General features: G+C 69.9%; 23 protein-coding genes. 18 read left to right on the top strand and 5 right to left on the bottom strand.

Translation table 11 applies throughout. From position 1 onward, the window contains the following. Window positions 1-52 precede the first annotated feature (52 nt). From P3H15_RS22625 to P3H15_RS22610, 4 genes are all read left to right on the top strand, one after another. On the top strand, window positions 53-760 hold the full coding sequence (locus P3H15_RS22625; RefSeq protein WP_276139287.1) for a GntR family transcriptional regulator: 708 nt from the start codon (window positions 53-55) through the stop codon (window positions 758-760). Window positions 761-818: 58 nt separating this feature from the next. Continuing rightward, a complete protein-coding gene (gene map, locus P3H15_RS22620) occupies window positions 819-1,676 on the top strand; it encodes a type I methionyl aminopeptidase (protein ID WP_072937841.1) in 858 nt (285 codons plus the stop codon). Next, window positions 1,673-3,211, top strand: a complete 1,539-nt coding sequence (locus P3H15_RS22615; RefSeq protein ID WP_276139286.1) for a cobyric acid synthase — start codon at window positions 1,673-1,675, stop codon at window positions 3,209-3,211. The genes map and P3H15_RS22615 overlap by 4 nt, the downstream gene beginning before the upstream one ends. A 239-nt stretch (window positions 3,212-3,450) precedes the next feature. After that, window positions 3,451-4,017 (top strand): alpha/beta fold hydrolase, encoded by a 567-nt coding sequence (locus P3H15_RS22610; RefSeq protein ID WP_095860754.1) that lies wholly within the window; start codon window positions 3,451-3,453, stop codon window positions 4,015-4,017. Window positions 4,018-4,048: 31 nt separating this feature from the next. On the opposite strand, the gene P3H15_RS22605 is transcribed toward P3H15_RS22610, so the two are convergent. Genes P3H15_RS22605 through P3H15_RS22595 form a run of 3 tightly spaced genes read right to left on the bottom strand, consistent with a single transcriptional unit; the run spans window position 4,049 to window position 6,767 of the window. Continuing rightward, on the bottom strand, window positions 4,049-4,378 hold the full coding sequence (locus P3H15_RS22605) for a YnfA family protein (RefSeq protein WP_015890329.1): 330 nt from the start codon (window positions 4,376-4,378) through the stop codon (window positions 4,049-4,051). Next, on the bottom strand, window positions 4,375-5,760 hold the full coding sequence (gene mtr / locus P3H15_RS22600) for a mycothione reductase (protein WP_276139285.1): 1,386 nt from the start codon (window positions 5,758-5,760) through the stop codon (window positions 4,375-4,377). The genes P3H15_RS22605 and mtr overlap by 4 nt, the downstream gene beginning before the upstream one ends. Further along, window positions 5,757-6,767 carry an alpha/beta hydrolase gene (locus P3H15_RS22595; protein WP_276139284.1) on the bottom strand — a complete coding sequence of 337 codons (1,011 nt, stop codon included), beginning with the start codon at window positions 6,765-6,767 and terminating at the stop codon, window positions 5,757-5,759. The genes mtr and P3H15_RS22595 overlap by 4 nt, the downstream gene beginning before the upstream one ends. A gap of 121 nt (window positions 6,768-6,888) precedes the next feature. On the opposite strand from P3H15_RS22595, the gene mqo reads away from it, so the two are divergent. The 10 genes from mqo (at window position 6,889) to P3H15_RS22545 (ending at window position 17,591) form a co-directional block, all read left to right on the top strand. Next, entirely contained in the window at window positions 6,889-8,433 is a 1,545-nt protein-coding gene (mqo, locus tag P3H15_RS22590) for a malate dehydrogenase (quinone) (protein ID WP_072937847.1), read from the top strand. 64 nt (window positions 8,434-8,497) lie between these two features. Beyond that, window positions 8,498-9,001 (top strand): GNAT family N-acetyltransferase, encoded by a 504-nt coding sequence (locus P3H15_RS22585; protein WP_276139283.1) that lies wholly within the window; start codon window positions 8,498-8,500, stop codon window positions 8,999-9,001. 211 nt (window positions 9,002-9,212) lie between these two features. Continuing rightward, a complete protein-coding gene (locus P3H15_RS22580) occupies window positions 9,213-11,126 on the top strand; it encodes a magnesium chelatase subunit D family protein (RefSeq protein WP_276139359.1) in 1,914 nt (637 codons plus the stop codon). A gap of 35 nt (window positions 11,127-11,161) precedes the next feature. Next, window positions 11,162-11,776, top strand: coding sequence for a cob(I)yrinic acid a,c-diamide adenosyltransferase (gene cobO, locus P3H15_RS22575; RefSeq protein ID WP_276139282.1), 615 nt, complete (start codon window positions 11,162-11,164; stop codon window positions 11,774-11,776). Next, complete coding sequence (locus tag P3H15_RS22570) at window positions 11,770-13,170, top strand: cobyrinate a,c-diamide synthase (RefSeq protein WP_276139281.1); 1,401 nt, start codon at window positions 11,770-11,772, stop codon at window positions 13,168-13,170. The genes cobO and P3H15_RS22570 overlap by 7 nt, the downstream gene beginning before the upstream one ends. After that, window positions 13,163-13,543 (top strand): cobalamin biosynthesis protein, encoded by a 381-nt coding sequence (locus P3H15_RS22565; RefSeq protein WP_276139280.1) that lies wholly within the window; start codon window positions 13,163-13,165, stop codon window positions 13,541-13,543. Before P3H15_RS22570 ends, P3H15_RS22565 begins: the two co-directional genes overlap by 8 nt. 47 nt (window positions 13,544-13,590) lie before the next feature. Beyond that, complete coding sequence (cobA, locus tag P3H15_RS22560; RefSeq protein WP_276139279.1) at window positions 13,591-14,817, top strand: uroporphyrinogen-III C-methyltransferase; 1,227 nt, start codon at window positions 13,591-13,593, stop codon at window positions 14,815-14,817. Window positions 14,818-14,918: 101 nt separating this feature from the next. Then, window positions 14,919-16,352, top strand: a complete 1,434-nt coding sequence (locus P3H15_RS22555) for an MFS transporter (RefSeq protein ID WP_276139358.1) — start codon at window positions 14,919-14,921, stop codon at window positions 16,350-16,352. A gap of 43 nt (window positions 16,353-16,395) precedes the next feature. After that, window positions 16,396-16,767, top strand: coding sequence for a glyoxalase superfamily protein (locus tag P3H15_RS22550; RefSeq protein WP_276139278.1), 372 nt, complete (start codon window positions 16,396-16,398; stop codon window positions 16,765-16,767). Between the two features lie 62 nt (window positions 16,768-16,829). Next, window positions 16,830-17,591 carry a serine protease gene (locus P3H15_RS22545; protein ID WP_276139277.1) on the top strand — a complete coding sequence of 254 codons (762 nt, stop codon included), beginning with the start codon at window positions 16,830-16,832 and terminating at the stop codon, window positions 17,589-17,591. Window positions 17,592-17,603: 12 nt separating this feature from the next. Here P3H15_RS22545 and P3H15_RS22540 read toward each other — a convergent pair whose 3' ends face one another. Beyond that, window positions 17,604-18,278: a response regulator gene (locus P3H15_RS22540; protein ID WP_087555714.1), complete on the bottom strand. Its 675-nt coding sequence runs from the start codon at window positions 18,276-18,278 to the stop codon at window positions 17,604-17,606. Between the two features lie 30 nt (window positions 18,279-18,308). Continuing rightward, window positions 18,309-19,925, bottom strand: a complete 1,617-nt coding sequence (locus P3H15_RS22535; protein ID WP_276139276.1) for an ATP-binding protein — start codon at window positions 19,923-19,925, stop codon at window positions 18,309-18,311. Between the two features lie 67 nt (window positions 19,926-19,992). On the opposite strand from P3H15_RS22535, the gene P3H15_RS22530 reads away from it, so the two are divergent. Genes P3H15_RS22530 through P3H15_RS22515 form a run of 4 tightly spaced genes read left to right on the top strand, consistent with a single transcriptional unit; the run spans window position 19,993 to window position 23,462 of the window. Continuing rightward, window positions 19,993-20,982 carry a tripartite tricarboxylate transporter substrate binding protein gene (locus P3H15_RS22530; RefSeq protein ID WP_276139357.1) on the top strand — a complete coding sequence of 330 codons (990 nt, stop codon included), beginning with the start codon at window positions 19,993-19,995 and terminating at the stop codon, window positions 20,980-20,982. After that, window positions 20,979-21,512: a tripartite tricarboxylate transporter TctB family protein gene (locus P3H15_RS22525; RefSeq protein ID WP_276139275.1), complete on the top strand. Its 534-nt coding sequence runs from the start codon at window positions 20,979-20,981 to the stop codon at window positions 21,510-21,512. The genes P3H15_RS22530 and P3H15_RS22525 overlap by 4 nt, the downstream gene beginning before the upstream one ends. A gap of 1 nt (window position 21,513) precedes the next feature. Then, window positions 21,514-23,073 carry a tripartite tricarboxylate transporter permease gene (locus P3H15_RS22520; protein ID WP_276139274.1) on the top strand — a complete coding sequence of 520 codons (1,560 nt, stop codon included), beginning with the start codon at window positions 21,514-21,516 and terminating at the stop codon, window positions 23,071-23,073. Then, a complete protein-coding gene (locus P3H15_RS22515; protein ID WP_276139273.1) occupies window positions 23,070-23,462 on the top strand; it encodes a universal stress protein in 393 nt (130 codons plus the stop codon). Before P3H15_RS22520 ends, P3H15_RS22515 begins: the two co-directional genes overlap by 4 nt. The last annotated feature ends 83 nt before the right edge of the window (window positions 23,463-23,545 follow it).

Genomic DNA, 23,545 nt, shown 5'->3' with positions numbered 1-23,545 from the left:
ACGACGACGGCGATGCGTCCGGAGAGCCCGTGCTGATCGGCGCCGTCACGCGATGACCCGGGTGCCGAACGTCCCCAAGTACTACCGCGTCCGCACCGAACTCGAGACGATCCTCGCCGAACTCGAGGTGGGGGACGCGGTGCCCGCGGAGCGGGAACTGGCCCTGAGGTTCACGGTGTCCCGCGAGACCGTACGGCAGGCCATCCACGAACTGCTGGTCGAGGGACGCGTCGAGCGTCGAGGCCGCGGCACCGTCGTCGCCAGCCCCAAGCTCGTGCAGCCGCTGTCGCTGCGGTCCTACACCGAGGGTGCCGTCGGCCAGGGGCGGGTGCCCGGGCGTGAACTGGTCACGTTCGAGGAACTCGGCGCCGACGCCGACCTCGCCGAGGCGCTCGGTCTCGCGATCGGCGCGCCGGTGATCCACCTCGAACGGGTCTTGCTCGCCGACGACGAGAAGATCGGGCTCGAGAGCACCCACCTGCCCGCAGGCCGCTTCGGGGAGATGGCGCGCGCATTCGACCCGGGCACCTCGCTGTACGCGGCGATCCGCGAGACGGGAGTGGTGTTCGCGTCCGCCACCGAGCGGATCGAGACCGTGCTGGCCTCCCCGCGGGAGGCCGCGCTGCTCGACTCGACCACCGCGATGCCGATGCTGCTGCTCCACCGGCTCTCGCTCGACACCCGCGGTGTTCCGATCGAACGGGTGCGTTCTCTCTACCGCGGCGACCGGATCGCATTCCTCACGACCCTGCGGGACTGAGAACCCGCGCGGCGGGTCCCGAGGCGCCCCGGCCAGGTGCGGGTCTAACCTGGTACCCATGTCTGTCCGCACAGCACTGAGCCCCGGAACCGTGTCTCCCGTCCTCGCCGTACCGGCGGGGATCGAGCGTCCCGAGTACGCGTGGAAGCCCACGGCCAAGGAAGGCAACGAGCCGTGGGTTCAGACCCCGGAGACCATCGAGGCCATGCGGGTGGCGAGCAAGATCGCCGCGCAGGCCTTGCAGGAGGCCGGTAAGGCGGTGGCGCCGGGCGTCACCACCGACGAACTCGACCGCATTGCGCACGAGTACATGATCGATCACGGCGCCTATCCGTCGACGCTCGGCTACAAGGGATTCCCCAAGTCGTGCTGCACCTCGCTGAACGAGGTGATCTGCCACGGCATCCCCGACTCGACGGTGATCCAGGACGGTGACATCGTCAACATCGACGTCACCGCCTACATCGGCGGCGTGCACGGAGACACCAACGCCACGTTCCTCGCGGGCGACGTCGCCGAGGAGAACCGGTTGCTGGTGGAGCGGACCCACGAGGCGACGATGCGGGCCATCAAGGCCGTCAAGCCGGGCCGGGCGCTCAACGTCGTCGGCCGTGTCATCGAGTCGTACGCGCACCGCTTCGGATACGGCGTGGTCCGCGACTTCACCGGACACGGCATCGGCACCACGTTCCACAACGGCCTCGTCATCCTCCACTACGACGAGCCTTCCGTGGACACGGTCATCGAACCCGGCATGGTGTTCACGATCGAACCGATGATCAACCTCGGTGACATCGGCTGGGACATGTGGGACGACGACTGGACCGTGGTCACCAAGGATCGCAAGTGGACGGCCCAGTTCGAGCACACCATCGTGGTCACCGAGACCGGCAACGAGATCCTCACCCTGCCTTGATCGCGAGCCGGTGGAGGGGCGCCCTGCTCGTCGCCGGCACCACGTCCGACGCGGGCAAGAGTGTGCTCGTGGCCGGACTGTGCCGGATGCTGGCGCGGCGGGGTGTCCGGGTGGCGCCGTTCAAGGCGCAGAACATGTCGAACAACTCCGTCGTCACGCTGGACGGCGGCGAGATCGGCCGGGCGCAGGCCCTGCAGGCCGCGGCCTGCGGACTCGAGCCGAGCGTCCGCTTCAACCCGGTGCTGCTGAAACCGGGCAGCGACCGCACGTCACAACTGGTCGTGCGGGGGCGCGCCGTCACGTCCGTCGGGGCCCGCGACTACATCGAGCACCGGCAGCACCTGCGCGCGGTCGTGGCCGAGGAACTGGAATCGCTGCGCGCCGAATACGACGTCGTGCTGTGTGAGGGCGCGGGGTCTCCCGCCGAGATCAACCTGCGGGCCACGGACCTCGCGAACATGGGACTCGCCCGCGCGGCGGACCTCCCGGTGCTCGTCGTCGGCGACATCGACCGCGGTGGGGTGCTGGCTCACCTGTTCGGTACGGTGGCGGTCCTCGCGCCGGAGGACCAGGCGTTGATCGCGGGTTTCGTGATCAACAAGTTCCGCGGCGACGTGTCGTTGCTGGCGCCGGGTCTCGAGCAGTTGACGGCGATGACGGGTCGCCCGACGCTCGGCGTGATCCCCTTCGCCGAGGACCTGTGGCTCGACGCGGAGGATTCGCTGGGTGTGGTGGGGGATGCCCCGGTCGGACGTCCGGCACCACCGGTCGGCGACGACTGGCTGCGCGTCGCCGCGATCCGCCTGCCCCGCATCTCCAATTCGACGGACGTCGAGGCGCTCGCGTGCGAACCGGGCGTGGCGGTGCGCTGGGTCGGCGATCCGTCGCGGCTCGAGGCCGCCGACCTGATCGTGCTGCCCGGCAGCAAGTCGACCGTGTCGGATCTGGAGTGGTTGCGCCGCACCGGCATCGCGGACGCGGTCGCCGTGCATGCGAAACGCGGCGGCCCGGTTCTCGGTGTGTGCGGCGGCTACCAGATGCTCGGGTCCGTCATCGTCGACGACGTCGAATCCGGCCGGGGTGCGGTGCCCGGGCTGGGACTGCTCGACCTCGAGGTGGAGTTCGCCCCGGACAAGGTGCTCGCGCAGGTCCGCGGCGACGCCCACGGAGTTCCGGTGTCCGGGTACGAGATCCATCACGGGCGGGTGCGCCGCAACGGCGATCCGCCGCTGCTCCACGCGAGCAGCGGCGCCGCGGAGGGCAGTATCCGCGGCGCCGTGTACGGCACGCACTGGCACGGCCTGCTCGAGACGGACCGGTTCCGCCGGCTTCTGCTGGACGACGTGGCCGAGCACGCGGGGAGAACCGGTTTCGTCACCGCCCCGGACACGGACGTCGCCGCGATCCGGACCGCTCAACTCGATCTGCTGGCGGACCTGGTGGAGCAGAATCTCGATCTGCACGCGCTCGAGGCGCTGCTCGGGGCGGGCGCCCCGGCCGGGCTGCCTGCCATCGCGTCGACCCTGCTGCGCTAGGCCCTCGCCGAGATACGGCTCGTCGAACAGGGAGATCGGTGCGGGAGGCCGGGCCGACCGTCACTCCGAGCGCGGAGGTCATGCCCGCGAGAGCCGCGACCCCGCGCCGGAACAGCGGTCTGCCGTTGTCGATCATCGACGCCCGCCTCGCCGGTTGATCGGTTCATGACTCGTGCAACGAACCATGGAACTAGGGCGGTCCGAGCGCGAGAGGTCCCCGATCGCGTAGTTTTTAGCCCATGGAACTGACGCACGTGGCGGTGGGAAATGGAAATTGCACGGTCCGGATCGACGGACCGGAGAGCAAGCACACCGTTCTGCTGCTACCGGGGGCCGGCGACGGGCCGGATGTCTACGACGGCGTCTGCGAGCGCCTGCACAATTCGGACCTGCGCACGATCGTGCCCGAGGACATCACCGGTCTCGACGAAGCGGCGGTCATGGGCCTGCTCGACGAGCTGAAGGTCGGATGGGTCAACCTCGTCGGCAGCCGGGAAGGGGCCGAACTGGCCTGGTCGCTGGCGGCGCGCCAGTTCGGGCGCTTCGCGAGCCTCGTCGTCGCCGACCGGGGGCATCCGGCGGCGCCCGACGCCGCGGGTGCGGTGCGCGGATCCGACTGTCCGGCGGTCGAACTCCCCACGACCGTGATGGTCGGGGACCCCGACCGGCGCGCCGAGGCGGACGCCAGCGGACGCTTCGTCTACTCCGACTTCCGCGTCGTCCAACTCGACGGCGTCAGCAACGTCCCCGCGGCCGCGGCCGCGGAGCTGGCCACCGAGATCGTGCTCCGCACCAGCCCCTGGTAGACCTGACGCCCCACGCCGAGCCCGGCCGGGCTCAGCGTGGGGCGTACATGATGACGGCCATGCCCAGCAGGCAGATGAGGGCGCCCGAGACATCCCAGCGGTCCGGGCGGAAACCGTCGGCCACCATGCCCCAGATCAGCGAGCCCGCGACGAACACCCCGCCGTAGGCGGCGAGGATGCGGCCGAAGTTGGCGTCCGGCTGCATCGTCGCGACGAACCCGTACGCTCCCAGCGCCGCGACACCGGCGCCGATCCAGATCCAGCCCCGGTGTTCGCGGACGCCCTGCCACACCAGCCACGCGCCGCCGATCTCGAACAGCGCCGCGACGGCGAACAGCGCGACGGATTTGGCGACCGTCATTCGAACGACAGGTCGAGGCCGAGGAGAGCGTTCTCGACCACCTCGGGCATCGCCGGGTGGATCCAGTACTGTCCCCGCGCCACCTGCTGCGCCGTCAACCCGAAGCTCATCGCCTGGATCAGCGGCTGGATCACCGTCGGCGCCTGGGCGCCGATCACGTGTGCCCCCAGCAGACGCCCGGTGCCCCGTTCCGCGACGACCTTGCAGAGACCCTCGTCGTCCTCCATCGCCCACCCGTACGCGACGTCGCCATACGCCTGCACCTTCACCGTGACGTCCCAGCCGGCCTCCCGGGCCTCGGCCTCGGTCAGCCCGACGTGCGCGATCTGCGGGTCGGTGAACACGGCGGCGGGAACGAACCGGTGGTCCGAGGCGCGCAGCTCCGACGTGTCCTTCCACGCGTCCTGCAGCAGATTGTGCTGAACGACCCGGGCCTCGTGGTTGGCGACGTGCTTGAGCTGGTACGGCGAGGAGACGTCGCCGAGCGCGTACACACCTTCGGCGCTGGTCCGTTGGAAGTCGTCGACCACGACGCGTCCCTCGTCGTCGAGTTCGATGCCGCCGGCGGCGGCCCCGACGGCGTCGCCGTTCGACTGCCGCCCGGTGGCCACCAGGAGAACGTCGCCCGAGACGACGGTGCCGTCCGCGAGTTCGACGGCGACGCCGTCACCGTCCCGGCGCACGGCCGTCACGGCGTGCCCGCGGTGCACGTCCCACTTCTGCTCGGCGAGAGCCGTGAATCGGCGGGAGACGTCCTCGTCGAGGTGGCGGAGCAGGCGTGCGCTGCGCGCGATCAGCGACACCCGGGTGCCCAGCGCGGAGAACACGTGCGCGAACTCGGCCGCGATGAATCCCGCGCCGATGATCACCATCCGCTCGGGCAGTTCCGGCAGCCGCATGATGTCGTTGTTCGTGTAGTACGGCACGCCCGACTCCCGGACGACGTCGGGAATGATCGGCCGTGATCCCGCGGCGACGACCACCTGGTCGGCCGTGATCACCTCCCCGGTCCCGGTGTCGAGGGTCCGCGGGCCTGTGAACGTCGCGTGCCCGCGGAACAGCGTCGTGTTCGGGCTGTCCTCGGCGCGGTAGCGTTCCCCGCCGGCCGAGATCGGGTCGATGCGGCCGAAGACCCGTTTGACGATGTCGGGCCAGCGCACACCCTCGAGTTGGGCGTCGACGCCGTACTTGGCGGAACCGGTGACCGTGCGGGCCACCTCCGCGGCGTAGACGAACATCTTCGTCGGGATGCAGCCGACGTTCAGGCACGTCCCGCCGTACGTGCCCTCCTCCAGGATCGCGATCTTCCTGTCCGCGAACCGTTCGTCGGGCAGCGAGTTGCCGGACCCCGACCCGATGATCGCCAGATCGAAATGTGTCACCGGTTGGCCTCCGCCGCGTTGTGGCCGTGCAGCCACTCGAGCCACAGGTCCACCTCGGCGAAAGCCTCGGCGCGGGGCTGGTCGGCGGACAGGAACACGTCGTGCCGGGCGCCCGCGATCGGCACGATCGTGGTGCGGTCGCCGAGGCACCCCGCCCAGCGCGCGATCTGCCGGACGTCGAGGACGGCGTCCGCCGTGTCGACCCGGGGGTCGTACCGCGGCGCGAAGTACGAGGCCTTGGAACGCAGGATCAGGGCGGGAACCCCGATGTCCAGTCCCCGGTGCAACTGCGCGTGCCCGCGGCGCACCGCGCGCAGCCACCCGAATGTCACGGGGAAACCGCTCAGCGGCTTCCAGTCGAGGTTGTAGTTCCAGATGCCGTTGCCCTCGACGTGCAGGCTGACGCCGTACGTGTCGAGCCCGGTCTTCGGGATGATCGACTTGCGCTTGACCCGCCCGACCGCGTCGACGGCCACCGTCCCGACGTTCCGCAGGTACGACGGACCTTGCAGGTCGAACCACGGGCTGTTGAGGATGACTCCGCTGATGCCGAGGGCTGCGGTGCCGCCCGCCTTGCGCTGCAGGCGGTGCAGCCACAGCGGCAGCACCAGGCCGCCCGTCGAATGCGCGACCAGCAGGACCTCGCCGTCGGCGGTCTGCTCCCGGACCTGGCGCAACGCCTCGTCCAGTTCGGCGTCGTACAGGCTCAGGTCGGAGACGAAATGCGGCGTCTGCCCCGGTTCGAGGGAGCGCCCGCACTTGCGCAGATCGAGTGCGAAGAACGCGTAACCCTGTTCGGCGAAGTGCTCGGCCAGGTGTTTCTGGAAGAAGTAATCGGTGAATCCGTGGACGTAGAGCACGGCGCGGCCGGTCTTCTTCGTCTCCTGCGGGGGCTGGTAGCGGATCAGCGTGGCCTTCACCTCGCCCTCGCCGTCGGGGTCGGTGCCGAGAGGGATGGTCAGCTGCTGATAACCGTCGCCGAGAACGTCGGGAGCCCAAGTAGTCACAGATCACAATCTAATGTGCGTTTCGGGGGTGCGGGGAGGCGCACAATTGGGGCAGGTGATTTTCGCCCATACGCGCGGGTAACCTATCCGGCGAACACGGCAGGCGTATGCGCGTACGGCTATGGACAAGGAAGTCGATACTCCAGTGTCAGATCAGAATGCGGTAGAGACGAAAACGGATGTAGTGCTGGTTGGCGCGGGCATCATGAGCGCGACGCTGGGAGCGATCCTGCGTCAGGTGCAGCCCGATTGGTCGATCACCACATTCGAGCGGCTCGACGCAGTAGCCGCCGAGAGCAGCGACCCGTGGAACAACGCGGGCACCGGCCACTCCGCGCTGTGTGAGCTCAATTACACCCCGCAGAACGCCGACGGCACCGTGGACATCACGAAGGCCGTCAACGTGAACGAACAGTTCCAGGTGTCGCGGCAGTTCTGGGCGCACGGCGTCGAGAGCGGTGTGCTGACGCAGCCCAAGGAGTTCATCAACCCCATCCCGCACGTGAGCTTCGTGCACGGCGAGGCCAACGCGAAGTACCTGCGGGCCCGCTACGACGCCCTCGCCGGTCACCCCCTGTTCGCGGGCATGGAGTACATCGACGCCCCCGACGAGTTCACCCGCCGGCTGCCGTTGATGGCGAAGGGCCGCGACTTCAGCGATCCGATCGCCCTCAACTGGACCCAGGACGGCACCGACGTCGACTTCGGCGCCCTCACCAAGCAGCTTCTCGGCTACGTCGGCGCGTCCGGCGGCGTCGTCCACTTCGGGCACGAGGTCACCGACCTCACCAAGCAGTCCGACGGCAGCTGGGTGGTCAAGGTCACCAACCGCCGCAACGGTGCCAAGAAGGTCGTGCGCGCCAAGTTCGTGTTCGTCGGGGCCGGCGGCGGTGCACTGCACCTGCTGCAGAAGTCCGGGATCGCGGAGGCCAAGGGATTCGGCGGGTTCCCCGTCAGCGGCGCGTTCTTGCGCTGCACCAACCCGGAGCTCATCGACCAGCACCGCGCCAAGGTCTACGGCAAGGCCGCCGTCGGCGCGCCCCCCATGTCGGTGCCGCACCTCGACACCCGCGTGATCGGCAGCAAGCCCGGACTGCTGTTCGGACCGTACGCCGGCTGGTCGCCCAAGTTCCTCAAGCAGGGCCGGGTCACCGACCTGCCCAGCTCGGTCAAGCCGAACAACCTGCTGTCGATGCTCGGTGTCGGCGTCAGCGAACTGGGTCTCGTCAAGTACCTGATCAGTGAGCTCGCGATGTCCGAGGCCGGCCGCATCGACACCCTGCGGGAGTTCGTCCCGAAGGCGCTCGGCAAGGACTGGGAGCTGATCACCGCGGGCCAGCGCGTCCAGGTCATCCGCCGCGCCAAGGGCAAGGGCGGTGTCCTCGAATTCGGCACCGCCGTCGTCAACGCCGGCGACGGCAGCATCGCAGGCCTCCTCGGTGCGTCGCCGGGTGCGTCCACCGCGGTGCCCGCCATGCTCGACGTGCTGCAGCGCTGCTTCCCGACGCAGTACGAGTCGTGGAAGCCGAAGCTCCAGGAAATGGTGCCCTCGCTCGGCGTCAAGCTCTCCGACGACACCGGCCTGTTCTCGCAAGTGTGGGACTGGACGTCGAAGGTGCTCCAGCTCGATACCAGCAAGGTCGAGGACGCGTCGGTCGCGGTCTGACCGACCGCTCGGCGCGGGTCCACGGGCGCGCGCACTCACGGGTGCTGTGCGATAGTTGCCTGTCATGACGGCAACTGCAGCACTCAAGCGTTCGTGGGCACTCGATCTCGACAACAAGACGCTCTACGAGTTGCTCCAGCTCCGCGTAGAGGTCTTCGTTGTCGAGCAGGCGTGCCCGTACCCGGAACTCGACGGCCGGGACCTGCTGGCCGAGACGCGCCACTTCTGGCTGGAGCAGGACGGTCAGGTGGTCTGCACGCTCCGCCTCCTCGAGGAGCACGCCGACGGCACCAAGTCGTTCCGCATCGGCCGGCTGTGCACGGCGCGGCCGGCGCGCGGTCAGGGCCACACCACGCGTCTGCTGCGCGCCGCGCTCGCCGAGGTCGGGGACGCGCCGTGCCGGATCAACGCGCAGACGTACCTGGTGGACATGTACGCCAAGCACGGTTTCCGGCCGGACGGCGAAGAGTTCGTCGAGGACGGGATCCCGCACGTCCCCATGCGACGCGGCGGCGGTGCCGCGGCGTACGAGGTGGCGGAGGCGGCCCCGTCGAGCGCTGGGAAGTGAGCGCCGACTAGGGTCGTCAGGTGAATGTCCGCGGGGAAGTCCTGTTCGAATCAGGCGCGGTCCCGCCACTGTGACGGATCTCTGACCGGCTGCCATCACCCTGGTTGCCGATCCGGTCTCCCAGCCAGATTGCCGCGGCGTTCGTACCGGCCAAAGCTCTCGGCGAGGAAACCGGGACGTGAAGGGATGCAGCGTGCGTACGGATCGTGAAGTGGACCAGGTTCGACCCGACTTTTCGTGGGGATTTCCGTTCAGTGCGGTGGTCGGCCAGGACCGGCTGCGGCTGGCCCTCGTCCTCTGCGCGGTCCATCCCGGTATCGGCGGAGTGCTGGTGCGCGGTGAGAAGGGGACGGCCAAGTCGACGGTGGTCCGCGCTCTCACCGCCCTGCTCCCGGCGGTGCAGGACGAGAACGGCACCCGCCCGGCGCGGCTGATCGAATTGCCGGTCGGCGCCACGGAAGACCGCGTCGTCGGTTCCCTCGATCTCGAGAAGGTGCTGCGCGACGGTGAGCGCGCGTTCCAACCGGGACTGCTGTCGGCTGCTCATCAGGGCGTTCTCTACGTCGACGAGGTCAATCTCCTGCACGACCATCTGGTCGACGTGCTCCTCGACGCCGCCGCGATGGGCCGCGTCCACGTCGAACGGGACGGCATCTCGCATTCGCACGCCGCCCGGTTCGTCATGGTCGGCACGATGAATCCGGAGGAGGGCGAGCTCCGGCCGCAGCTTCTCGACCGGTTCGGGCTGGCCGTCGACGTCGCGGCGTCGCGGGAGGTGGACGTGCGCATGGAGGTGGTCCGGCGGCGGCTGGACTTCGAGCGTGATCCCGCGGGGTTCGTCGAGCGCTACGCCGCGCAGGACGCCGCCCTCGCCGCCGCCATCCGCGAGGCCCGCGACCGGCTCGACTCCGTCGTGCTCGACGACGTCGAGTTGCGCCGAATCGCTTCTCTCTGTGCGTCGTTCGACGTGGACGGCATGCGCGCCGATCTCGTCCTCGCCCGCACCGCGACCGCGCACGCCGCGTGGCGGGGCGCCGGGGCCGTCGAGGCGGAGGACGTGCGGGTGGCCGCTGAACTGACCCTGCCGCACCGTCGCCGCCGGGATCCGTTCGACGAACCCGGTCTCGACGAACAGCAACTCGACGACGCCCTCCGGCAGGCCGACGAGGATGCGCGGTCCGGTGCCGGGGAACCGCCGGAGCAGGAACCCGGATCTTCCCCCGGCGCACCGCCCGCGGCGGACGGCACGGACACCGACCCGGAGGGACCCGACGATCCCGACGGGCCCGGAGGCGGCGTACCGGCGCCGCCGGAGCGCCCGGCCGGGCCGGCCGGCACCCAGTTCACCACCAAACTGCTCGAGGTACCCGGGGTCGGCGAGGGCGCGCCGGGCCGGCGTTCCCGTTCCCGCTCGTCGCGCGGTCGCGCGGTGCGCTCCACCGCCGAGTCGGGGCACGGACTCCACCTGGTGGGCACGCTCTTCGCCGCCGCCGGGCAGCAGGTGGCCCGCGGCCGGACCGCCGGACGGATGATCCTCGATTCCGTCGATCTGCGCGGAGCGATCCGCGAAGGCCGCGAGGGCAATCTCGTGGTGTTCGTCGTCGATGCATCCGGGTCGATGGCGGCCCGTGACCGGTTGTCGGCGGTGACCGGCGCCGTCGTCTCACTGCTCCGCGACGCCTACCAGCGCCGCGACAAGGTGGCGGTGATCACGGTCCGCGGACGGGCCGCGGAACTCGTCCTGCCGCCCACCTCGTCGGTCGACATCGCCGTCCGCCGTCTGCAGGGAATGAAGACGGGTGGCAAATCGCCACTGGCAGAAGGATTTCTGCGCGCGCGCGAGGTCGTGCTGCGGGAACGGCTCCGCGACCCGCAGCGCCGCGCTCTCGTCGTCGCGCTGACCGACGGACGGGCGACCGGCGGCAAGGACGCACTGCACCGGGCGAAGGTGGCCGCGGGCCTGCTCGCGGACAGCGCGGTCGCGTCGGTGGTCGTCGACTGCGAGACCGGGATGGTCCGGCTCGGGCTGGCCGCGGAGCTGTCCCGCCGGCTGCGGGGTGGTTACGTCCGGCTCGGCGAATTGTCCGCGCAGCAGGTCGCGGGCGTCGTCCGCGCCGCGGCCTGACCCGGACGCGGATTCGGTAGGGAGAGAGAAGACACATGCCCAAGGGTGTTCCCGAGAACGTTCCGAACGACGGCCTCACCACGCGTCAACGGCGCAACGCTCCCGTGCTCGCGGTCCACACCGGGCCGGGCAAGGGGAAGTCGACGGCTGCGTTCGGCATGGCGCTGCGCGCCTGGAATCAGGGATTCGACGTCGGAGTGTTCCAGTTCGTCAAGAGCGCCAAGTGGAAGGTGGGGGAGGAAGCGGCCTTCCGTGCGCTCGGCCAACTGCACGAGGACACCGGTGTCGGCGGGGCGGTGCAGTGGCACAAGATGGGCGAGGGCTGGTCCTGGACGCGTAAGCACGGCAGCGAGGAGGACCACGCCGCCGCGGCCGCCGAGGGGTGGACCGAGATCGCGCGCCGGCTGGGCGCCGAGGAACACCGGTTCTACGTGCTCGACGAATTCACGTATCCCCTGAAGTGGGGGTGGGTGGATGTCGACGAGGTGGTCGAGGTCCTGCGGAACCGGCCGGGCAACCAGCACGTCGTGATCACGGGCCGCGACGCCCCGCAGGCGCTGATCGACGCGGCGGATCTGGTGACGGAGATGACCAAGATCAAGCATCCGATGGACGCCGGCCGGAAGGGCCAGCGGGGCATCGAGTGGTGACCACCCTCGCCGCTGTGCCCGCGGTGGTCATCGCCGCCCCCGCATCGGGTAGTGGAAAGACCACTGTCGCAACCGGTTTGGTGGGGGCGCTGCGCGAGTCCGGCTGCGCGGTGGCGCCGTTCAAGGTCGGCCCCGACTACATCGACCCTGGATACCACGGGCTCGCGGCCGGACGTCCGGGACGCAACCTGGACCCGGTCATGGTCGGCGCGGAGCGGATCGCCCCGCTGTACCGGCACGGGAGTTCGGGATGCGACGTCGCGGTCGTCGAGGGCGTCATGGGCCTGTTCGACGGCAAGATCGACGCCGCGTCCCACGAGCCGTCGGCGGAGGGATCGACGGCCCAGGTGGCCGCGCTGCTCGGCGCCCCCGTGGTGCTCGTGGTGGACGCTCGCGGCCACAGTCAGAGCCTGGCCGCCGTCCTGCACGGCTTCTCCACGTACGACTCCGGGGTTCGCATCGGCGGGGTGATCCTCAACCGGGTGGGCAGCCCACGGCACGAACAGGTGCTGCGGCAGGCGTGCGAGCGCGTCGGGCTCCCCGTGCTCGGCGCCGTGCCGCGAATGGCCGAACTGGAGGTCCCGTCCCGCCATCTCGGGCTGATCCCGGCCGCGGAGCACGGCGCCGACGCCGTGAACGCCGTGGACGCCATGACCCGATTGGCCGCCCGCCACCTCGACCTGCCCGCCATCCGCGCGCTCGCGTCCTCGGCGGTCGACGGGCCGGTGTGGGATCCCGCTGCGGAGGTCGGAGCACTTCCGCCCGGCCCGCGCCCGACCGTGGCGATCGCCGGGGGCCGGGCGTTCACGTTCGGGTACGCCGAGCACCGCGAACTCCTGGACGCCGCCGGTGCGGACGTGATCACGTTCGACCCCCTGCACGACGCGTTGCCACCCGGCACGAGCGGCGTGGTGCTGCCCGGTGGTTTCCCCGAGGAGCACGCCGTCGCGCTCGCGGAAAACTCTGCGCTCCTGTCGCAGATACGCGCACTCGCCACAGCGGGGGCGCCGATCCATGCCGAATGCGCCGGTCTGCTCTACCTCGCCCGCAGCCTCGACGGGCACGCGATGGCCTCCGTGGTCGGGGTCGACGCCTCGTTCGGGTCTCGTCTCACGCTCGGGTACCGCGAGGCGGTGGCGGTCACGGACTCCACGCTCTTCGCGGCCGGTGAGCGGGTGGTCGGCCACGAGTTCCATCGCACGTCGCTCACCGCGGCGGAGGCGGACGGCTTCGCGCCGGCCTGGGGCTGGCGGCCCTGGGACGGTGACCCTGCGCGCGAGGGATTCGTGCGCGGCGGCGTGCACGCCTCGTACCTGCACACCCACCCCGCGGGTCACCCGGCGGCGATCACCCGTTTCGTGGCCGCGGCCCGCACCTTCGCCGCGCATGGGTGACATCTGCGTCGGCGTCGGGTTCCGCGCGGCCGCGGACAGCGCGGACATCCTCGCCGCCGTCCGGCACGTGCTGACGTCCGCGGGCCCGGATTCGGCCGGGACTCTCGACTGCCTGTGCACCCTCGACCGTAAGTCCGTGGACCCGGCTGTCCGGGATGCGGCGGCGGCGTTGGGTGTCCCCGTCCGCGGATTCGCGGCGGCGGAACTCGCCGCCGTCGAGGTGGCGAACCCGTCGGACCGGGTCCACTCGGCGACGGGATCGCCGAGCGTCGCGGAAGCGGCGGCCGTGCTCGGCGCGGGCGGCGGGCCCCTGATCGTGACCAAGTGGTCCGCGAATGGCGTCGTCGTCGCGGCAGCCCGTAAAGTTTCGTAGGTTCGAGACGAGACGTGCAGGATTTTCTGGAGAAACGGGGAGAGCGCGTGACTGCTGCCACCGGAGACGAGACCAACTACCTGGTCGGACTCAATTTGGCCGATCGCCGTGTGGTCGTGGTCGGTGGCGGAACGGTGGCGCAGCGCAGGCTCGGGCTCCTGATCGCGTCGGGTGCGCGGGTCCACCTGATCAGCCGCGCGGTCACGCCGGCGGTCGAGGGAATGGCCACTGCGGGACAGATCACAGTGGAACTTCGCGAGTACCGGGACGGCGACCTCGCCGACGCCTGGTACGCCATCGCGTGCACGGACGAACCGGACACCAACGCGGCGATCGTCGCGGAGGCCGAGCGGAACCGTGTCTTCTGTGTCCGCGCCGACAACGCCCGCTCCGGCACCGCCGTCACTCCGGCGAGCGCGAGCTACGACGGGATGAGCATCGGCGTGCTGGCCGGCGGCGACCACCGTCGGTCCGCCGCCGTGCGCACCGCCCTCGTCGAGGGCCTGCAATCGGGTGCGGTCGCCGACACGGCCGACCATCCGGCGGCCGGTGTCGCGCTGGTGGGCGGCGGTCCGGGCGATCCCGACCTCATCACCGTGCGCGGCCGTCGACTGCTGGCCCGGGCCGACGTGGTGGTCGCCGATCGTCTCGCCCCGCCCGAACTGCTCGCCGAACTGGGGTCGGACGTCGAGGTCATCGACGCCGCGAAGATTCCGTACGGCCGCGCGATGGCGCAGGAGGCGATCAACGCCGCCCTCGTCGACGGTGCGAAGGCAGGCAAGTTCGTGGTGCGGCTCAAGGGCGGCGACCCGTACGTGTTCGGGCGCGGCTACGAGGAACTGGAGGCGTGCGCGGCGGCGGGTGTGCCCGTCACGGTCGTCCCCGGGATCACCAGCGCCATCTCGGTGCCGTCGGCCGCCGGCATCCCGGTCACCCACCGGGGCGTCACCCACGAGTTCGTCGTCGTCAGCGGTCACGTCGCCCCCGACCACCCGGATTCCCTCGTCGACTGGTCGGCGCTGGCCCGGTTGAAGGGCACGATCGTGTTGCTGATGGCCGTCGAACGTATCGAGGCGTTCGCGACCGTCCTGATGGACGGCGGGCGTCCCGTGGATACCCCGGTCACGGTGATCCAGGAGGGCACGCTGCGGACGCAGCGCACCCTGCGGGCCGATCTCCAGACCGTGGCCGCGCGGGTCAAGGAAGAGCAGATCCGTCCCCCCGCCATCGTGGTCATCGGGCCCGTGGCCGGGTTTTCTGTGGACGCTGGGTAACGTGAACCCCCGTGTCTGAATCCCGAGTACCCGAAGGCGCGCCGGCGTCGAACCAGTCTGCGGCGAGAGCCACGGTGAATCCGCCCGCCGCCACCCGCGTGATGGGGCTGGCGATCGTCGTGCTGAGCGGGCTGCAGATGATGGTGGTCCTCGACGGCACCGTCGCGAACCTGGCCCTCGCGCCGCTGCAGGCGGACCTGGGGCTGAGCGACAGCGGCCGCAACTGGGTGCTCACGTCGTACGCGCTCGCATTCGGTGGCCTCATGCTCCTGGGCGGACGGCTCGGTGACGCGTTCGGCCGGAAGAAGATGTTCGTCGGCGGTGTCGCCCTGTTCACCGTCGCCTCGCTGATGTGTGGCCTGGCGGTGGGCGAGTTCATGCTGATCGCGGCCCGGTTCCTGCAGGGCGTCGGCGCCGCGGTGGCCTCGCCGACGGCGCTGGCCCTGGTCGCGACCACGTTCGCGGCCGGACCCGCACGCAACCAGGCCATCGCGATCTTCGCGGCCATGACGGGCATCGGGTCGATCGCGGGCCTGATCATCGGCGGCGCGCTCACCGAGGTGTCGTGGCGCCTGATCTTCCTCATCAACGTGCCCATCGGGGTCGTCATCGTGGGGTGCGCGTTCGTGGCGTTGAAGGAGACGGCGGGCGAGCGCCTGGCCCTCGACGTTCCCGGCGCGGTCCTCGCGACGGTCGCGGCGACGGGTGTGGTGTTCGCGCTCACCGAGGGCCCGGAACTCGGATGGGGGAGTCCGTACGTGATCGGCGCGCTCATCGCCGGGCTGCTGCTGTTCGGCGCGTTCCTGTACGTCGAACGGACCGCCGACAACCCACTGCTGCCGTTCTCGCTGTTCCACGACAAGAACCGGGTGGCGACGCTCGTCGCGATCTTCTTCGCCGGTGCCGTCATGTTCACGGTCGCCGCGTTCGTCGCGTTGTTCGTCCAGGACATCCTCGGCTACAGCCCGCTGGAGGCGGGCCTCGCGTTCATCCCGTTCGCGTTCGGCCTCGGCAGCGCGGCCGCGGTGGCGTCCAAGCTCGCCGTGCGGATCCAGCCGCGGTGGCTGGTGGTCGCCGGCGCCACGATCATGGTGGTCGGGCTGCTCTACGGGTCGACCCTCGACAGTTCCGCCACCTATCTGGCCAACCTGTTCGTCCCGGTCATCGGCATCGGGTTCGGCGTCGGACTCGCCGTGGTCCCGCTCCCGCTGTGTGCCATCGCCGGGGTGTCGGAAACGGAGATCGGGCCGCTCGCCGCCATCGCGCAGGTGGCGCAGACCCTTGGCGGACCTCTTGCCCTCGCCGTCATCGGGGCGATGGCCACGTCGCGCACCCTCTCGCTCGGCGGCATCTCCGGCAAGGTCGCGGACATGAATCCGGCGCAACTCGAGGCACTGGGCAACGGCTACACGTTCGCCCTCGTCGGCAGCGCCGGCTGCGCCCTCATCGCCGGATTCGCCGCGCTGTTCATCCGCTTCACCCCGCAACAGGTCGCGCAGGCGCAGGCCGCCGAGAAGGCCGCGCAGCAGGCGTGAGCGTTTCGGCCCGGGCGCCGGAGACCGTCGCTAGCATCCGGTCATGGACTACAAAATCGAGCTGATCATTCTGCCGGTGTCCGATGTGGACCGGGCCAAGGCGTTCTACGCCGACCAGGTCGGCTTCGTCGTCGACCACGATCACCGCGTGGACGAGAATGTGCGGTTCGTCCAGCTCACTCCGCCCGGGTCGGCCTGCTCGATCGCCGTCGGCGAGGGCCTGGTCGACACCTCGCCCGGCTCGGTGCACGGGTTGCAGATCGTCATCGACGACGCCGATGCCGCCCACGCGGAACTGTCCTCCCGCGGTGTGCCCGTCAGCGAGGTGCAGGATCTGGCATGGGGGCGCTTCGTGTATTTCGCCGATCCCGACGGCAACCAGTGGGCGCTGCAGCAGCTTCCGCAACGCGGCTGACCCCGGCGGCAGGTAGCAGAAATCGGCCCGCCCGCGCCTGCCGGGCGGAGCATGATGGTCCTGTGCTCACGCCCACCCGCACGTCCGTCCTGGGGGCAGTCGCAGTAGGCATGCTGCTGGCTGCCTGGGTGGCCGGGGTTCCGGCCACCGCCGCGCCCGCCGCACCGGACCCACGCGTCGGTCCGCTGTTCCTGGCCGGGACGCCGATCCACGTCTGCACCGGATCGGTCCTGGACAGCACGGACGGCGACCTCGTGCTCACCGCCGCGCACTGCATCGCAGGGTCCGGCGGTGCCCTGTCGTTTGCGCCCGGATACGACCGCGGCGTGGCCCCGTTCGGACTGTGGACGGTGTCCCAGATCTACGTCGACCCCGCCTGGCTGGAGTCGCAGGACCCCCAGCACGACTACGCCGTCCTCCGGGTGGCGCCGAGTGGAACCACCGTGCCCGCCCCCGTCGAATCGGTGGTCGGTGGCGGCTTCGAACTGGCGCCCGCCCCGGAAGCCGAGACCACGGTGGCGGTCACCGGCTACCCGATGCTGGGCGACAGTCCGGTGTCGTGCACCGCCGCGACCACGTCGACGGACAGCTATCCGACGGTGGTCTGCGACGGTCTCGGCGACGGAACGAGTGGTGGCCCGTGGGTGGCGGGTTCGCGGGTCGTCGCCCTCGTCGGGGGCCTCGACCACGGCGGGTGCACCGACTCGGTGTCCTACTCACCGGCCTTCGGCGCTGCCACACTCGGCCTGTTGCAGCGCGCGGAGAGCCGCGGTGCGGGCGATTCGACACCGTTCGCGCTGCCCGGCACCTGCACCCGATCCTGACGGAGCCTGGGGTCAGCGGGGTGCCGGCCGGTACCGGCGCACGGGCCTGCCGGCACCCCCGTACTCCAGCCGGACCTCCAGCAGTCCCTCGGACAGGTAGTGCTCGAGGTAGCGGCGGACACTGACCCGGGACAGTCCGGCGAGTTCGGCGCACTCGGTCGACGACAGCTCGCCCTTCGACCGCAGGATGTCGAGCACCAGGCGGCCGGTTTCGGCGCTGAGCCCCTTCGGCAGCCGGCTCGGTTCCGGATTCTTGCCCTTGCCCCCGAACAGGGAGTCGATCAGGGATTGGTCTGCGCCGGACTGTGATTCGAGAGCGCGGGCGCGGCGCCGGAAGTTCTCGAGTTTCTCCTGCAGCTGCGTGTAGTCGAACGGCTTGACCAGATAGTCGGAGGCGCCGCCGTGCAGTGCGCGGCTGACAGTGTCGATCTCCCGGGCGGCGGTGATCATGATGACGCCCACGGCGTTGCCCTCGGCGCGCAGTCGCTGCAGGACGTCGAGGCCGGACATGTCCGGCAGGTACACGTCCAGGAGCACGAGGTCGGGGTTGCCGGTGCGCACCGATTCGAGGGCCTCCGCGGCGGTCCGCGCCACCCCGACCGTGGTGAACCCCGGTGTCTTGTCGACGAATCGGCGGTGGATCTCCGCGACCATGAAGTCGTCGTCGACGACCAGGACCTCATACATCGCCGCGCCGTCCCGTCATGATCGGAGAGTCTAGCTACGCGGCACGTGGACGGTGAACAAGGCACCACCGGTGCCGGGTGCGTCCGAGACGGCCGCGGACCCGCCGTGCTGGGAGCTGACGAGACGGACCAGGGCGAGCCCGATTCCGCGGCCGCCGGGCGTGCCGGGCTTCGAGGTGACCCCGCGGGAGAAGATCTCCTCCCGCATCGTCTCGGGAACTCCGGGCCCGGAATCGGCGACCTCGATGAGAATGCCGTCGTCGTCGGTGATCCGGATCGAGATCCGTGCGTCCCGGCCGCCCTCGGAGACGTCGACGGCGTTGTCGATGAGGTTGCCGAGCACGGTGATCACGTCGGTGGCGAGTTCGGGGTCGAGGGCGTGCAGGTGTGAGTCCGGTTCCAGCGTCAGCGACACCCCGGTCTCGGCGGCGAGCGACGTCTTCGCGATCAGCAGCGCGGCCACGGCGGGATCCGAGATACGTTGCGTGACAGCGTCACTGATCTCAGCCCGGCGGCGGGTGAGGGTGCCGACGAACTCGGTGACCGCGTCGTAGTCGCCGAGCTGCGTCAGCCCCGAGATCGTGTGCAGCTGGTTGGCGAACTCGTGCGTCTGCGCCCGCAGGGTGTCGGTGACACTCTTGTGCGAAGACAGCTGGCTCTGCATCGACGCCAGTTCGGTGCTGTCGCGCATCGTGGTGACGGTGCCGATCGCGTGGCCCTGGCTGGTCGCGGCGCGGCGGCTCAAGGCGAGCATCCGCGACGACGTCGACAGCACCACGTCGCGGCCGTCCTCCCCGGTGAGGAGGTACTGCCGGACGGCCGGGTCGAGCGCGACGTCGTCGACGTGCCTGCCGACGGCGTCGCCGGTGAGGTCGAGCAATTCCTGGGCGCTGTCGTTGAGCACGGTGATCACACCGTCGGGGTTCACCGCGACCACCCCCTCGCGGATGCTGTGCAGCAGGGCCTCGCGATGGTCGGCGAGACTTGCGATCTCGGCGATTTCGAGTCCGCGGGTGTGGGTCTTGATCCGGCGGGACAGCAGCCACGAACCGAGAAGCCCCAGACCGGCGCCGATTCCGAGGTACAGGAGCAGGCGCGCCCCCGCGCTGCTGAGCAGGTCCCAGATGGACGGGTAGTCGTCGCTGACGGAGACGACCGCCAGGACGTCCCCGGTCGCGGACAGGATCGGGACGTGCCCGACGATGGCGCGGCGCCCGTCGACGTCCACGTCGCCCGACCAGGCGCGTCCGGTCATCACGTCGCTGGCCCCGAGTTCCGCGGGAACCCCGAGCCGGGTCGGATCCGACGACACGGTGACCGCCCCGTTCGGCGCGACGATCTCGGCGAGCGTGGCGCCCGACAGGTTGACGGCGCGATCGACCTCCGGTGCCAGCACCCGCTCGACCGAGCGGTCCGACAGCTGGTCGCGCACCACCGGCGTCGACGCCACGTTCTCGGCCACCGCGATCATGCGCTGTCCCTGGAGGTCGCGGAACTCCACGGTCGACTGGTGGACCGACACCGCGGCCACCGCGAGCAGCACGACGGCGACGACGACGAGCTGGAGGAGCAGGACCTGGCCCGCGAGGCTACGAACGCGGGGATGAAGTGGTGACCACAATGAACTTAAGTTCCGTTTCGTTCGCATAGGTGACGTGCATCACGCCAGAGGTTCAGTATTGCGGAAGATCACATTCATGGCGAAATGGGGAACGATGTCGAGAACAGGTAGCGGGAGCAGGGTACGCGCGCTGCTCCTGCTCGCGCTCGTGGGCCTCCTCGTGGCCGGCTGCGGGGTCACCCGCGGCGAGGACGAGGGCCTGCACAGGGTGCGGATGATGGTTCCGAACAGTCCGGGCGGCGGCTACGACCTCACGGCGCGGACCGCGGTGAAGATCATGGAAGACGAGGACATCACCGGCCGCGTCGAGGTCTTCAACGTGATCGGCGCAGGTGGAACGGTGGCGATGGCCCGGCTGATGAACGAGGCCGGCAACGACGACCTCATGATGATGATGGGCCTCGGCGTCGTCGGCGCCGGATACACCAACGGCTCCACCGCACGGGTCTCCGACGCGACCGCCCTGGCCAAGATGGTCGAGGAGCAGGAGGGCATTCTCGTGCCCGCGGATTCGCCACTGCAGACCATCGACGACTTCGTTGCGGCCTGGCGTGCGGACCCGGCGTCGATCACCATCGGCGGCGGTTCCTCGCCCGGCGGCCCCGACCACCTGTTCCCGATGGAGACGGCACGCGCGGTGGGAGTGGACCCGAACGCGGTGAACTACGTGTCCTATGACGGCGGCGGCGACCTGCTGACGGCCCTTCTCGGTAAGAAGATCACCGCGGGCACGTCGGGCCTCGGCGAGTACGTGGACCAGATCGAGGCCGGCCAGGTCCGGGTCCTCGCGGTGTCGGGAAACGAGCGGGTCGAAGGCGTCGACGCGCCGACGCTCACCGAGGCCGGAGTGGACCTGACCTTCACCAACTGGCGGGGCGTCCTGGCGCCGCCCGGGCTGTCCGACGGCGCCAAGGCCGACATGGTCGAGGCGCTTGAAAAGTTGCACGACACACCGGAATGGAAGGAGGCCCTGGTGAAGAACGGTTGGAGTGACGCCTTCATGACGGGACCGGAGTTCGAGCAGTTCCTCCGGGACCAGGACGAGCGGGTCTCGTCCACGCTGGCCGAATTGGGGCTGGCATGACCGCGCCCGCAGAACCGTCCGCCGTCTCCGCGGACAGGGCGCCGAAGCGGAGGGACTACGCGCAGTTCGTCGTGTGCGCGGTGCTGGCCGTGATCGGGGCGTTCCTCGTCGTCGACGCGCTGTCGCTCAGCGAGGGCTTCGCGAAGGTGGACCCGGTGGGCCCGCGACTGTTCCCGCTCGTCATCGGTGGGGGACTGCTGGTGTTGTCGGTGGTGTTCGCCGTCGCGATCCTGCGTGGCTCCACCGGGGACGCGGACAGCGGCGAGGACGTCGATCCGGACTCCCCGGGCGACTGGAAGACAGTCGGTCTGCTCGTCGGGTTGTTCGTGGTGACCATCGCGCTCGTCGACTTCCTGGGCTGGGCGATCATCGGCACCGTCCTGTTCGCCGGGGCCGCAACAATTCTGGGCAGCAGGCACTGGGTGCGCAACATCGCGATCGGGGCCGTGCTCGGATTCGGCAGCTTCTACGCGTTCTACGTCGGGCTCGGAATACCGCTGCCCGCAGGCATTCTGGACGGAATTCTCTGACATGGACAATCTGAACTGGCTGCTGCAGGGGTTCGAGCAGGCAGCCACCCCCATGAACCTGCTCTACGCCTGCATCGGCGTCCTGCTCGGCACGGCGGTCGGTGTGCTTCCGGGCATCGGACCGGCCATGACCGTCGCCCTCCTGCTTCCCGTCACCTACAACGTCAGCCCGAGCGCCGCGTTCATCATGTTCGCCGGCATCTACTACGGCGGCATGTACGGCGGGTCGACGACGTCGATCCTGCTGAACACGCCGGGCGAGTCCTCCTCGGTGATCACGGCGATCGAAGGCAACAAGATGGCGAGAGCGGGCAGGGCCGCGCAGGCCCTGGCGACCGCCGCGATCGGGTCGTTCGTCGCCGGGTCCATCGGCACGATGCTCCTGGTGCTCTTCGCGCCTGCCGTCTCGAGTTTCGCGGTCACCCTCGGTGCGCCGTCCTACCTCGCGATCATGCTGCTCGCTCTCGTCGCCGTCACCGCGGTCCTCGGAACCTCCAAGCTCCGCGGATGCATCTCCCTGCTCCTCGGTCTCGCGATCGGGTTGGTCGGCATCGACTTCCTCACCGGCCAGCCGCGTGCCACGTTCGGCATCCCGCAGCTGTCGGACGGGATCGACATCGTCGTCGTCGCCGTCGCCGTGTTCGCGCTCGGCGAGGCCCTCTGGGTCGCCGCGCACCTCCGCCGCAAACCGGCCGAGGTCATTCCCGTCGGCAGGCCCTGGATGGGTGGGAGCGACTGGAAGCGTTCCTGGAAGCCGTGGCTGCGGGGCACCGCCTACGGGTTCCCGTTCGGTGCGCTGCCCGCGGGCGGTGCCGAACTGCCCACGTTCCTCTCCTACATCACCGAGAAGAAGCTGTCGAAGCACAAGGACGAATTCGGCAAGGGCGCCATCGAGGGTGTCGCAGGCCCCGAGGCCGCCAACAACGCGTCGGCGGCAGGCACGCTCGTGCCGATGCTCTCGCTCGGTCTGCCGACCAACGCCACGGCCGCGGTCATGCTGACGGCCTTCGTGTCGTACGGCATCCAGCCGGGCCCGACCCTGTTCGAGAAGGAACCGCTGCTGATCTGGACGCTGATCGCCAGTCTGTTCATCGGCAACTTCCTGCTGCTGGTGCTCAACCTTCCGCTCGCGCCGCTGTGGGCGAAGCTGCTTCGCACCCCGCGCCCCTACCTGTACGCGGGCATCCTGTTCTTCGCCGCCCTGGGCGCGTTCGCCGTCAACCTCCAATGGCTCGACCTGGCGCTGCTGCTGACGTTCGGGTTGCTGGGTCTGATGATGCGGAGGTTCGGGCTGCCGGTGCTGCCGTTGATCATCGGCGTCATCCTCGGGCCGCGCATCGAACGGCAACTGCGGCAGAGCTTGCAACTCGGCGGCGGCGACTGGGGCAGCCTGTTCACCGAGCCCGTCGCGATCATCGTCTACATCGTGATCGCCGTACTCCTCATCGCACCCCTCGTCGCCAAGGTCGTCCGCGCGCACTACCCCGTCGCGGCCCCCGATTTCCCCGACGGACCGGCCGGCGGCGACTCCACCGACACCAGAGAGAAGGCACACGCATGATCGTCGTCGGATACACCCCCGACCAGTTCGGAGGGGCGGCCCTCGAACACGGCGTCGCGGAGGCGCAGCTGCGCGGAACGTCGCTGCTCGTGATCAACTCGTCGAAAGGCGACTCCCTCGCCGATCAGTCGTTCGCCGACAACGCGCACCTGCAGGAACTCGAAGGCACACTGGCCGCGAGCGGAATCGGCCACGAGGTCCGGCAGATCGTCGGGGACGACACCGTCGACGTGATCCTCGAGGCGATGACGGCGCCGAACGCGGAACTGCTCGTGATCGGCATCCGCGACCGCACCCCCGTCGGAAAGCTGCTGATGGGAAGCACCGCCCAGCGGCTGCTGCTGGGCTGCCGCAAACCGGTCCTCGCAGTCAAGCCCGCCGAGCGCTGACGCACCCGTGAGTACTTGTCAACCGCCCGCGCTGGCTGTCAGCATGGTCGTGAGACACCTGGCAGTCAGCGTGGGGAGCGGAG

Source organism: Rhodococcus sp. T2V (genome assembly GCF_029269925.1).
Classification (GTDB): domain Bacteria; phylum Actinomycetota; class Actinomycetes; order Mycobacteriales; family Mycobacteriaceae; genus Rhodococcus_F; species Rhodococcus_F koreensis.
Note: the sequence above shows the minus strand (reverse complement) of the source record. Positions and strands in the feature narration are given on the sequence as shown.

Coding starts and splice junctions, on each gene's coding strand:
- map (WP_072937841.1), top strand. CDS start 819: ATGTCTGTCCGCACAGCACTGAGCCCCGGAACCGTGTCTCCCGTCCTC.
- mqo (WP_072937847.1), top strand. CDS start 6,889: ATGGACAAGGAAGTCGATACTCCAGTGTCAGATCAGAATGCGGTAGAG.
- P3H15_RS22535 (WP_276139276.1), bottom strand. CDS start 19,925: ATGCGAACGAAACGGAACTTAAGTTCATTGTGGTCACCACTTCATCCC.
- P3H15_RS22520 (WP_276139274.1), top strand. CDS start 21,514: ATGGACAATCTGAACTGGCTGCTGCAGGGGTTCGAGCAGGCAGCCACC.
- P3H15_RS22540 (WP_087555714.1), bottom strand. CDS start 18,278: ATGTATGAGGTCCTGGTCGTCGACGACGACTTCATGGTCGCGGAGATC.
- P3H15_RS22515 (WP_276139273.1), top strand. CDS start 23,070: ATGATCGTCGTCGGATACACCCCCGACCAGTTCGGAGGGGCGGCCCTC.
- P3H15_RS22610 (WP_095860754.1), top strand. CDS start 3,451: ATGGAACTGACGCACGTGGCGGTGGGAAATGGAAATTGCACGGTCCGG.
- P3H15_RS22585 (WP_276139283.1), top strand. CDS start 8,498: ATGACGGCAACTGCAGCACTCAAGCGTTCGTGGGCACTCGATCTCGAC.
- P3H15_RS22530 (WP_276139357.1), top strand. CDS start 19,993: ATGTCGAGAACAGGTAGCGGGAGCAGGGTACGCGCGCTGCTCCTGCTC.
- cobO (WP_276139282.1), top strand. CDS start 11,162: ATGCCCAAGGGTGTTCCCGAGAACGTTCCGAACGACGGCCTCACCACG.
- P3H15_RS22525 (WP_276139275.1), top strand. CDS start 20,979: ATGACCGCGCCCGCAGAACCGTCCGCCGTCTCCGCGGACAGGGCGCCG.
- P3H15_RS22555 (WP_276139358.1), top strand. CDS start 14,919: ATGGGGCTGGCGATCGTCGTGCTGAGCGGGCTGCAGATGATGGTGGTC.
- P3H15_RS22625 (WP_276139287.1), top strand. CDS start 53: ATGACCCGGGTGCCGAACGTCCCCAAGTACTACCGCGTCCGCACCGAA.
- P3H15_RS22605 (WP_015890329.1), bottom strand. CDS start 4,378: ATGACGGTCGCCAAATCCGTCGCGCTGTTCGCCGTCGCGGCGCTGTTC.
- P3H15_RS22565 (WP_276139280.1), top strand. CDS start 13,163: ATGGGTGACATCTGCGTCGGCGTCGGGTTCCGCGCGGCCGCGGACAGC.
- P3H15_RS22550 (WP_276139278.1), top strand. CDS start 16,396: ATGGACTACAAAATCGAGCTGATCATTCTGCCGGTGTCCGATGTGGAC.